Origin of the sequence: Desulfogranum japonicum DSM 18378, from assembly GCF_000429945.1 — a bacterium.
GTDB classification, from domain to species: domain Bacteria; phylum Desulfobacterota; class Desulfobulbia; order Desulfobulbales; family Desulfobulbaceae; genus Desulfogranum; species Desulfogranum japonicum.
Genome location: NZ_KE386997.1, coordinates 90,555 through 102,040, shown reverse-complemented (window position 1 = coordinate 102,040; position 11,486 = coordinate 90,555). Strand labels below are relative to the sequence as shown.

The 11,486-nt window shown below is 43.5% G+C and carries 7 protein-coding genes and 1 pseudogene; all 8 read left to right on the top strand.

Features of this window, described 5'->3' with window-relative positions; translation table 11 throughout:
• Positions 1-233 (top strand): annotated as a pseudogene (locus tag G493_RS34190) (IS701 family transposase); the annotation flags it as partial.
• 726 nt (positions 234-959) lie between these two features.
• Entirely contained in the window at positions 960-1,472 is a 513-nt protein-coding gene (locus G493_RS34565; RefSeq protein WP_161629896.1) for a GspH/FimT family pseudopilin, read from the top strand.
• A gap of 21 nt (positions 1,473-1,493) precedes the next feature.
• A complete protein-coding gene (locus G493_RS0126300; protein ID WP_028582739.1) occupies positions 1,494-2,183 on the top strand; it encodes a prepilin-type N-terminal cleavage/methylation domain-containing protein in 690 nt (229 codons plus the stop codon).
• Between the two features lie 5 nt (positions 2,184-2,188).
• Positions 2,189-2,668 carry a prepilin-type N-terminal cleavage/methylation domain-containing protein gene (locus tag G493_RS0126295; protein WP_028582738.1) on the top strand — a complete coding sequence of 160 codons (480 nt, stop codon included), beginning with the start codon at positions 2,189-2,191 and terminating at the stop codon, positions 2,666-2,668.
• A 171-nt stretch (positions 2,669-2,839) separates the two neighbouring features.
• A complete protein-coding gene (locus G493_RS32845; protein WP_028582737.1) occupies positions 2,840-3,472 on the top strand; it encodes a PilX N-terminal domain-containing pilus assembly protein in 633 nt (210 codons plus the stop codon).
• Between the two features lie 68 nt (positions 3,473-3,540).
• Positions 3,541-3,807, top strand: a complete 267-nt coding sequence (locus G493_RS0126285; RefSeq protein WP_205623767.1) for a hypothetical protein — start codon at positions 3,541-3,543, stop codon at positions 3,805-3,807.
• 9 nt (positions 3,808-3,816) lie between these two features.
• Positions 3,817-9,768: a PilC/PilY family type IV pilus protein gene (locus G493_RS32840; protein ID WP_051310015.1), complete on the top strand. Its 5,952-nt coding sequence runs from the start codon at positions 3,817-3,819 to the stop codon at positions 9,766-9,768.
• 335 nt (positions 9,769-10,103) lie between these two features.
• A complete protein-coding gene (gene sat / locus G493_RS0126275; RefSeq protein WP_028582735.1) occupies positions 10,104-11,381 on the top strand; it encodes a sulfate adenylyltransferase in 1,278 nt (425 codons plus the stop codon).
• Positions 11,382-11,486 lie beyond the last annotated feature (105 nt).

Sequence of the window (11,486 nt, the reverse complement as noted above, 5' to 3'; positions counted from 1 at the left end):
ATCTCAACTTTTGCATGATGGCGACAACGCTGACATGGGTTTATGCGGCTCGACTGCAAAAGGCGCCCGATCGCAAATATAAAGTTCGCGGCCGTTCCGGATTTGCATTTTCAGATGTCCGAAGAATTATAGCCGAGGCCGCATTGAGTGAGGATTTTCAATCGATTTGCCCGTTACCGAGGCAAAAGACGCAAAAATCTTTTGTCAGAACACTGCTACGCATGGTCGCGTAGGGGAACCGGGATCGGCGATGTGATAATTTCCAGGAAACTTTAGCTTAATATATGACTATTTTTTATGATTCGATGTAGTGGTTTATACTTCTGCATTTCGGTACCTTTTTCAGACCCTCTTGTCTTTTTATAACTTCCTTTCCATGTTGGCTGTCAGCTATCTGTTACCTTAAGCAATGTTCCCAAAAAGAACTTACTGTTTGTCAGGGGCGGCGCCCCGTTTATGTGTCTTTCTCGTTTTTATGCACTTTATAAAATAATTTTACTGTTGTATTTGCTCTTGAGATTATGTTGTGTTGTCGCCGTGAAGAACCACTGGATGCTCGATAATTCATTTTTTTGTATTTTTTGGGAGTGATTTTTTGACGCATATGGGTAAATAGATAGTCTTGATTTCTACCATCACTTAGTTTCAATACTCTGAATTTTAAACCCTTAATTATTGCCTGCTTATTTGTAACATATTGAAAAAAATAGATAAAATTATTGTCTATTTGTACGGTTTATAGGTTTCCTAGATGTGTTAATTTTTTTTACATTTGCAATGCGACAAGAATTAACAAATTTAACTGGCTGTGGTGTAGGATGATCTCGTTTGTGTGAGTATGAATGATAATTATCTGAAATATCATCATTTTTGATTTGACAAAAAAAATAATTGTAATGGTGCAAATTTTGCTAAGTACATTTGACGTAATAATCAATAAGTATAAAGGTTTTTTGAGTATGAAAAAAGCAAATACAAGTGGGTTTACCACCGTGGAGTTGATGGTGGTGGTCGCCATAATCGGGATAGCATTAGCAATTGCCACCCCGGCACTCATGGCGTATATGCCAAATATGCAGCTTAAAGGTGCAGCAAGAAGTCTATATATGGCATTAATGCAAGCTAAAAGTGAAGCTGTTCGTCGTAATGTCAATTGTGTTTTGACTTTTAATCAGGCTGTCAATGGGGATACCTATACATACGTCGTGTATCAGGATGATAATGGCGATTTCACCTTTGATCCTGGTGAGCAGCCCATCGTTTTGGCTGGCCCTCTACCAAGTAAGGTTAGCATTACAAACAATAATCTTGGTGCTAATGCTGATGGCAAAAAGACAATTGTGTTTCAACCGAACACCCTTCCGTCAATTCCAGGTTCATGGTCGAATGGCACTATTGAATTTACAAGTAGTCAGGGGACGGTGACTAGTGTAGTTGTAAATAAATCCGGGAATGTTCGTATAAAATTATAGTAATAGGACAGTTGAAGTACAATGGGTAAAGAATGCAAAATAAAACATGTTAGCACCTTTTCTTTAGGCAATGATAGAGGTTTTACTCTTGTTGAGTTAATGATTACTCTTGCTATTTCCGGGATAATCATTGGCGCAATTTATGGCGCTTATATTGCTCAGCAACGTACGTATCTTGCACAGGAAGATGTTGCTGAGATGCAACAGAATATCCGGGCTGCCATGTATATCATGGCCAATGAACTTCGAATGGCAGGCTACGATGAAAATGGAGATGCTGGTGCTGGCATCAAAAAAACTGAATTGTCCGAAATCAGATTTTCTGCTGATTTAAATAATGATGGTGACATCATAGATGATGGTGAAGACATCACATATAGACTTTATGTCAGTGCAAGCGATGGAAAAACAAAGCTTGGTCGAGTAGATCATAAAGGCAATGATGCTGCTGCACCACAAGCCATAGCAGAAAATTTTGATTTGCTGGAGTTTCGCTATTTAGATCCTCAAGGGGGAAACACTGGTACTCCTGCTAATGCCAGTTCTGTTGAAATTACCTTGATTGCAAGGGCAAATCGTCCAGCAAAAGACTATAATAATAACGGACTGACCTACAATACACCGAGTGGTACATCGTACCCTGCTATTCCTCTGAGCGATAATGTGCGTCGACGATTGTATACAACTACAATAAATCTCCGTAATATGTGACTGTAATGAATACACAATATAATTTGTCTCAAGATGGTTTTACTCTTATCGAGGTCATGATTGCCATAGCTTTATTGGTTTTTGGCATACTTGGTCTGTATACCATGCAGGTAACAGCAGTGGAGAGTAATGTGCGAGCAAATCTTATTTCTACTGCAAGCAATGCTAATGCTGGTCAAGTTGAGTTACTCGTCGCCCAGAAATATAGAGACGCTGTCTTTGAAGACGTTGATGGAAATGGGACTGATAAAGATAAAGATTGGGATGGCATAGATGATACAGGCAATAATTTCGGGCTTGATGATGATTTCGCTAATGCTGATGGCAAACCAAACACTCAACCTGATGGTTATCAGATATACTGGAACGTAGCTGTTGATCATCCAGCGCCTAATTTGAAAACAATTTATATGTATATACAGGGGGATAACCGGATGATGGCTACTCCTATCAGGTTTGTGTATATAAAGGATGATATTAAATAAACCATATTTTTTTCTGAACCCGAACCGTCTTCAGGGACTTTGAATGAATGTGAAACTGATGTGGTGAAAACATGTTGAGAGAGTGTAATATTTTATATCATGTCAATACGTTGTATCTGCATCTCTTCAGGGAAATGGTGGATTCAGATTGATACCAGGAGATATAAAAACGTGAGTTCAGAACACGATTTTTTAAAGAATGATAGCGGCTTTGTACTGATTATAGCTCTGCTGATTCTAATTATGCTTAGTTTGCTCGGAGTTTATGCCATAACCACAAGTGTATTTGAATTACGCGTTGCAGGAAATGATCGTTTCGCCAAGCAGACTTTTTTTCGTGCTGATAGTGGTACGCAAGTGGGAATAGAGATGTTTGTGCAAAATATGGCTTGCGAAGGCCAATTTGTAACAGCCCCACCTTTTGCCATTGCAGGAGTGGATGTCTTGAGTAAAACTTTTGCCGATAATCGGCTGGTTAGCGATATTCAAGGAGCAACAACAGGTACCACTGCGGATGAGGTTCCATCGGATATATATCGTGATTTGCGTATTCCTGATGATCCCTCGACTGCAAACTCTCAAAAGGATACTCTGGGGCATACCAATATTGCGATGTTGGGAGTAACCAGGAATGATCCAGGCGAGGGAGGGCAAGGGCCCGGTAACGATTATGGGGGACCACCGCCCAAAAGTCGATATATGACTATTTATTCTCAACACGTGGGGTTGAATAATAATCAGGCCCAAGTGCAGTTGACATATAAGCAAAAGTTAGGAGAACTAGGCACATGCAGGAAATACTAATAACCCTACGATGTATTTGGTCGAGAGCTTGCAGTAAGATTTTATTGTTTACGCTGGCAGTTTTATTCTTGGTCAGGCCTTGCCAGGCTGATGCCATCGGGCAATGGGTGGATGGTAAGGTTACCCATAAACCGTGGAAAAGCACATACACGTATATAAAGGTTGGTGATACCAGGTATACGGTTATGGAGAATGTTGTGGTTCGTCAGGTGTATAAAAAAAATGGGGCTGAGTATAAAAAATATATTCCCTTAAAACAGATTCGCACTGGAAATGAGGTGTTGATGCTGGTTGAGGGAAATCGTGTGTACCAGATCGAAAAATTACAACTATAGGATGTTGAGATGAAACGATTTACATTCTCTAAATCGGTACTCGTTGGAACGATCTGTTCTGCGGTATTGTCTGTGCCGATTTCCTTTGCTGCCACCAGTATTGATTACCAGGTGGTTCCACCTTTTGTTGCTTCTGGTGCACCTCCTTTGGTTATGCTGGTAATGGGGCGTAACCATAAGCTGTATTATGAGGCATATAACGATGCTTCAGATCTGAATGATGATGGCAAATTGGATGTTACCTATGATCCTACATCCATTGATTATTACGGGTATTTCGATAATTTTAAATGCTATACCTATGATAGCTCGGCAAGTTCTCCTCTTTTTGAGCCAAGTTCCACAACTACAGATAAAAAATGTAGCGGGAGTAATGAATGGAGCGGTGATTTTCTCAACTATTTGACTATGTCCCGAATGGATACCATTCGCAAGGTACTATACGGAGGGTATCGAAGTACCGATGCTGCCGGTGATACGGTTCTTCAACGCGTGTTCGTACCCCATGATGCCCATACCTGGGGAAAAGAGTATACCAGTGTTGCTGTTAATGGATATGACATCTCAGATTATTCTCCCTTAACAGCCCCTGTAGCAGGCAGCGGATTGCGCCACCTGTTCGCGTCTACCACCAAAACTGATGGGGGGCCTCCTCTGTTGCGCGTACTCCCGAATAATCCTAATAGAATTTGGGACTGGGTTTCTTCAGAGGCGCCGGTTGCCAAGGACAACCTGGAAGTCAGTGGTGGGAGTCATCCTGGGCACCCTACGGATCATGCGGATTTCGAGTTGATGGTAACTACTTATGCTATTGCGGCCAATCAGTATGGATCTGGTTCTTGGCTTGATTATAGCATCCGCAACCATGTAAACGAAAGGTATCCAAGCCCTTCAACCTCGGATTTTGGTGCTATTGATGGTGTAGGTAATCCTTATGGGACAAATTACAATCCATATAGCAGCGGAAGTGCGCAACAAGAAAAATATCTAGCTGTTTTTACTGGTACACTAAATATTACCACAGGCGGCACTTATTCATTCGCTGTTGATGGTGATGATGCCATTGAAGTAATTATTGACGGTGGTACTCCTGATGAGCTGATAGTCGGTTATTATGGCGGCCATGGAGTTTCCGGAGGTACAAGCCACAATGGTTCAACGGTTCTCTCTGCTGGCACGCATACGGTGGAATTTCGTATGGAAGAGGCTAGCGGTGGTGATCAGTATTTTCTGTACTGGAATGGTCCTGATTCAAGCAACAGTTGGCAGATTATCCCTGCAGGTGCATTCTCAGATTTAATGCTTTCCACCTATACTCTAGCCAGTGCTGGATCCTATATCACAGATTATGAGACTCGCGTAAGGGTCTGTGATGCCAGTGTGGGGCTGGAGTCTAACTGCAAACAATACCCTGACGGGAATTATAAGCCCACTGGTTTATTGCAGCGCCACGGTGAGACCGGCCGGATGTATTTTGGCCTGATGACCGGGTCCTGGACCAACAACACCAGAGGTGGTGTGTTGCGAAAGGAAGTTGGTGATATTTCTAATGAAATTGATTTGACAACAGGTGTTTTTACCTCTGTTAACGGTATTATAAATACCTTTAACAGTATGCATATTCAAGGGTACAGTTACAGCACAAGCAACTACAACCAAAACTGCGGCTGGATTACTTCTGGGCCTATGACTAACGGTAAGTGTCGTGACTGGGGAAATCCCATTGCTGAAATGATGTATGAAACAGAGCGATACTTTGCCGGTAAAGGGAGCCCGACCTCAACCTATACCTATGACGGTACAGATACTACCCTGGATGATTATAAACTCGGGCTTCCATTGGCAAGTTGGGATAATCCCTACGACCCAAGCACAGGGTATGATAGTTGCTCCCAGCCATACATGCTGGTGTTGAGCGATATCAATCCAACTTTTGATGGTGATGATTTACCTGGAGTCAATTCAAATTTCGGTTCCGGAATCAGTACGGACATGAAACTCGATGATCTTGTGACAGATTTGAATGTTGAAGATTGGGCCAACATGATCTCCACAGGTGAGAGTGAGTCCGGAAATCGTTATATTGGTCAGAACGGAGCTGATTTCGATTATGTCTGCAGTGTAAAAAACGTTTCAGGATTTGGCGATATTCGCGGGTTGTGTCCTGAAGAGCCAACCAAAGGCGGAAGCTACTATTCAGCTGCAGTTGCTTATTACGGACATGTAACAGATCTGCAACCCACCGTGAACGATGACCAGAGTGTACGCACCTATGCTGTAGGATTGGCATCACCGTTGCCCCGCATTGAGCTTGATGTGGGAGGAACCGATGTTACCCTGGTACCTTTTGCTAAAACCATCGGCAATAGGGGAACATCGACAGTGTGGAAATACTGGCCTACCAATACCATTGTAGACTTCTTTGTTGAAGAGTTCACAGAAACCTATGGCGTGTTCAGAATCAATTATGAAGACGTTGAGCAGGGCGCTGACCATGATATGGATGATATAGTTAAATATACCTTCCAACTGGTCGATGCCAGCGGCAATGCGGTAACCAACACGGCCAGTGCTGTAGCTGTTGATATTACCCTGGAAGCCGGCAGTGCATCTGGTGGTTATATTCAACATGCAGGCTACATTATTTCCGGAACAACCAAAGATGGTACCTACTTGGAAGTGAGGGATTCTGATACCGGATCTTCCCAGGACTTTTTGACCTGGATTGATACACCTCCTGGAGTTGACCCAATTGATCCTACAGACACTGCTGCCATCAATGGTCGTGACAATCCTGGAGATACCCATGATTCCTCTTTAGGCGTACTGCCGCTGTCTACCACACGAAGGTTCTATCCAGACAGTTCCGGGGGAGCTTCTGCAGCCAGCCTGATTCCGAATCCACTCTGGTATGCTGCCAAGTGGGGAAGTTTTGAAGACAGCGACAGTGATGGTACCCCCAATTTAACCTCGGAATGGGATGAGGATAATGATGGTGTTCCTGATACGTATTATTATGTAACCAATCCTTTGCGATTACAGGAACAGCTGAATAAATCTTTTGCCGATATTTTAAATAGAGCATCATCAGGTACAACAAGTTCGGTTATCTCTAACTCTCGTTCCGGTGAAGGTGCCCTGTATCAGTCTGTCTTTTATCCGAAGAAATCTGATACAAGCGGTGCAGCTAATACCGTGACCTGGATCGGCCAACTTCATGCATTGTTTGTTGATAGCTATGGAAACACGCGTGAAGATTCCAATGACAACGATAAGCTTGATGTTGAAGGACCTGATTTGGATGGTAAACATGGAGTATTACAGGAAGATATTAACTTTAATTGTGTACTCGATACCGAAGATATCAATGGTAATGGCACCCTTGATAGTGGAGAAGATATCAATGGAAACGGTATACTGGATACAGAAGATGCCAATGGCAACAACGTTTTCGAGTACGAGACCTGTGCTACGGTATATGACCCGTTGTATCATCCCTTTTTATCTCAAATTGATGCCATTCTCGTGTCCGAGTCAGGTGGAGTTACCCGCTACTATGATATCAATGGCAATGGTAAACTAGACGACGCAGAAATTTTGTGGAACGTTGGAGTCGGAGTTGATATAGATAATTTTCATTTCCTGTGGAACTCTACAGACTGGCTCAACAGTTCCCTGCTGGATCCTCTTACCCAGCGTACCTCGTATATTTCTAACAATCGGGAAAGGTATATATTTACCTGGGTTGATGGAGACAGCGATAATCTGGTTGATACCGGTGAGGTGAAAGATTTCACCTGGCCGGCCACAGCCCCGGCTGTGAGTGATCTCAGCGACCCTTCAGGGTTGTATGCTTACCTACATCTGTATTCTTCATTTGGAGATATGCCGACAGCCATCTCTTCGCTCAGTACCAGTGATTTTGAAACTTTTCTTTTAAAACAGACAGAACGCGAGATCAATTGGGTGCGTGGGCAGGATGATGTGGACAGTACTGGTGAACCGAAAGTCTTAAATATTGGCGGTAAAGATGTGGAAGGCACTGAAATGCGGTCCAGGTATTATAACGGTAGCACCTGGCGGCTTGGTGATATCGTCTATTCTTCACCTGTTCTGGTGTCATCCACCGGAGAGTATTATAATCAAGTATATTACGACAGCAGCTATGCAGCTTTCGCTAAAAAATATGATGACCGACGTCACGTGATATATGCCGGAGCCAATGATGGCATGTTGCATGCGTTTAACGGTGGTTTTTATGATGACCTTAACCAGCAATACTGTCGTGAAATCAATTCCGGTTACAACCCCTGGGATTCTGATCTAACAAATGATACCGCCTGTAACAGTGCAACCACATATCCTGAGCTCGGAGCAGAGTTGTGGGCGTATGTTCCATTTAACCTGCTTTCGCATTTACACTGGCTGACGGATCCGGATTATGGGCACAGCTATTATATGGATCTGCAACCAACTGTTTTTGACGCAAAGGTATTTGCTGATGATACTGATCATCCCAATGGCTGGGGTACTATACTCGTTGCAGGTATGCGTTTAGGAGGCGCAACCGTACAGGCAGATCTGGATAAAACCGATGGCAGTTTACCTGTCTCGACAGATCCAGTTATGTCCTCAGCCTATGTAATATTTGATATAACCAATCCAGAAATCCCTCCTACTTTATTAGGTGAAATACGAATGCCTAAGATGGGCTTTTCCCTTGGTATGCCGACAGTTGTTAAATTGAAAGATGGCGACCACGACGGAGTTTACGGTACATACGATGACACTTCTCCGGAAAATGGTGAAAATAGGTGGTTTTTAGCTTTTGGCTCAGGTCCTGCTAATGCCAGCGGAGAGCCAGATCCTTCGTTATTGACGAGCGTAACCAGTAATCAGAATGGTCAGTTTTACATGATTGATCTGGTCAAACTGGCAACGAACAACGAGTTGTACAGCCTCACTACCCAGACTGTCTCCGGTACTCCAAAAACAGGTGTCTTGACAGCCGGTTTGCATCCGTACCTCACTCTTGAAGCAAAAACTTTTGTAACTGATCCTGGAGCTGTGGATTGGAATTCAGATTACAATACAGACGTTGTCTACTTTGGCACAGTGACAGATACCAACGGTGGAACACCTGCCTGGACCGGAAAAATGCGACGAATCGTTATTGACGATGTCAACGATGGGGATGATGACCGTGATCCCTCCAACTGGGTGGCCGACAATGTGTTGATTGACGTGGAACAACCGCTTACGGCTGGTTTTATTACCGGATATGATAGTGCCGGACGACGTTGGCTGTATTTTGGAACTGGCAGATACTATGATGCCGGTGATGTGACCAATCTGGATACGCAATCGTTTTATGGCATCAAGGAGTCGTTGAGTCTTTCTGGCAACTTGGACTGGTCCACTGTGAACAAATCCACAGCTTTAATGAATACAACCAACTATACAGTGTATACTGATCAGCGTGTTGATGCTGATGGCACGTTAACGGACTGGAGCAGTATGATGACTGATCAGGAAAAAAATTATAGTGGCTGGTATCTCGATTTTCTTTCCTCTACAGGAACTCAGGAAGGTGAGCGAACTTTAAGCTTTCCTTCCCTTACCGGTGGACTGGCTATCTTTACTTCTTTTATTCCCTCGGCTGATATTTGTATTCCCAGCGGAAATAGCTACCTCTGGACTTTGTATTACATGACTGGAACAGCTTATTATGATGATGTGTGGAGAGGGAGTAGTGGCCTGGCAACTTCCAAAATAGGTTTGGGACAAGGTTTGGCGACCATCAGCACTCATAGTGGCACTGAAACGTCAAATGATGGAACCGTCTCTATTCTTGTTAATTCCAGTGGCGGTACTAATGGGGCATCAGGAGTTGGCATAAATAAAAAAGCCAAGGTACCGCATCCCCGTACTTCTGGTATTCAAAGCTGGAAAAAGCGGTAATGCGTACTTGATACATTACTGGTACGTTTAAGCTGCCCTGATATCATCGGGGCAGCTTTTTTGGGTTATGTGCCTGACCTGTTTTTATTAAACTTCAGGAAGTTATCAATGTTTATCACGCGTATCTTGAACTTGTCTCTTGAATCAAATCAATTTATATCTTCCTTCAAAAAAATAGTTGTTTTTTGCTTGACTTCTCCTGCTCACCTCAGTAAATATTGCTACCACTGAATACTGATTCAGTTTTGTCTTAAAAAGTATCTAGCACTGGCAAAACGATTCAGAAATTGCACAGGCTTACGAGCTAACGAGAATTAAACAGAGAGGGAATAACTATGAGTAAATTAGTAGCGCCTCATGGCGGCAAAGGTCTTGTATGCGCTTTGCTTGAAGGAGCAGAGCTCACTGCTGAGTTGGAAAAAGCCAAAGGCTTGAAGCAAATAGAAGTTTCCAATCGCGCCAAAGGCGATCTGATCATGATGGGAATTGGTGGTTTTTCCCCTCTGGATGGTTTCATGACCAAAGCTGACTGGAAAGGCGTTTGCGAAAACTTCCAGATGGCAGACGGAACCTTCTGGCCTGTACCTATCACCCTGGATGTTTCAGCTGCTGAGGCCGCAGAGATCAACGAAGGTGACGAGATTGCTCTGGTAAATGGTGGCGAAGTATATGCTACCATGAAAGTTACCGAGAAATACGAGATGACCGACGCCGATAAAAAATGGGAATGCGAAAAAGTATTCATGGGCGAAGGTGAAGAATCTGTAGATGGTAAATTCTGGGAAATCGCTCCTGAAGATCATCCCGGCGTTATCATGGTTATGAACCAGAAAGAGTACAATATTGCTGGTCCTGTTAAAGTACTCTCTGAGGGTGGATACAAAGAAAAATATCCTGGCGTATACCTGACCCCAGCCGAGACCCGTGCAATGTTTGATGAGCGTGGTTGGGCAAATGTTGCTGCTCTTCAGCTGCGTAACCCAATGCATCGTTCCCATGAGTTCCTTGCAAAAATCGCCATCGAAGTATGTGACGGTGTACTGATTCACTCTTTGATCGGTAACCTGAAACCAGGTGATATTCCTGCAGAGACCCGCGTTAAAGCCATTGAGATTCTGATCGATAACTACTTTGTTAAAGAGAACGTTATCAACGCTGGTTACCCACTGGATATGCGCTATGCTGGTCCTCGTGAAGGCCTGCTCCATGCAACCTTCCGTCAGAACTACGGTGTTAACAACATGCTGATCGGTCGTGACCACGCTGGTGTTGGTGACTTCTATGGTCTGTTTGAAGCACAGCAGATTTTTGATCGTATTCCTGAGACCGGTGATGCTGGAAAAGACCTGCAGTGTAAACCAATGAAGATTGACTGGACCTTCTACTGCCACAAATGTGACGGTATGGCATCTCTTCGTACATGTCCACACACCAAAGAAGATCGCGTTATCCTCTCTGGTACCAAGCTGCGTAAAGCACTGTCTGAAGGTGCTGAGGTTGTTGATCACTTTGGTCGTGATGAAGTTCTTACCCACCTCCGTGCTTACTATGCAGGACTCACAGAGAAAGTTGAGGTTAAAATGCAGGGCGCTGCCTCTGGCTCCGCCATGTAATCTCCTCTTTTTCTGATTGCATATAGAAGAGACGCTGCTTTTGCGGCGTCTCTTTTTTTTTGCTTTATGCTTGGGTTTTTCTTTTTCAGAAAACATGATACACTT

What these genes read in the sequence shown, in the direction of transcription:
- sat (WP_028582735.1), top strand. Translation starts at nt 10,104, where the DNA reads ATGAGTAAATTAGTAGCGCCTCATGGCGGCAAAGGTCTTGTATGCGCT.
- G493_RS34565 (WP_161629896.1), top strand. Translation starts at nt 960, where the DNA reads ATGAAAAAAGCAAATACAAGTGGGTTTACCACCGTGGAGTTGATGGTG.
- G493_RS32840 (WP_051310015.1), top strand. Translation starts at nt 3,817, where the DNA reads ATGAAACGATTTACATTCTCTAAATCGGTACTCGTTGGAACGATCTGT.
- G493_RS0126300 (WP_028582739.1), top strand. Translation starts at nt 1,494, where the DNA reads ATGGGTAAAGAATGCAAAATAAAACATGTTAGCACCTTTTCTTTAGGC.
- G493_RS0126295 (WP_028582738.1), top strand. Translation starts at nt 2,189, where the DNA reads ATGAATACACAATATAATTTGTCTCAAGATGGTTTTACTCTTATCGAG.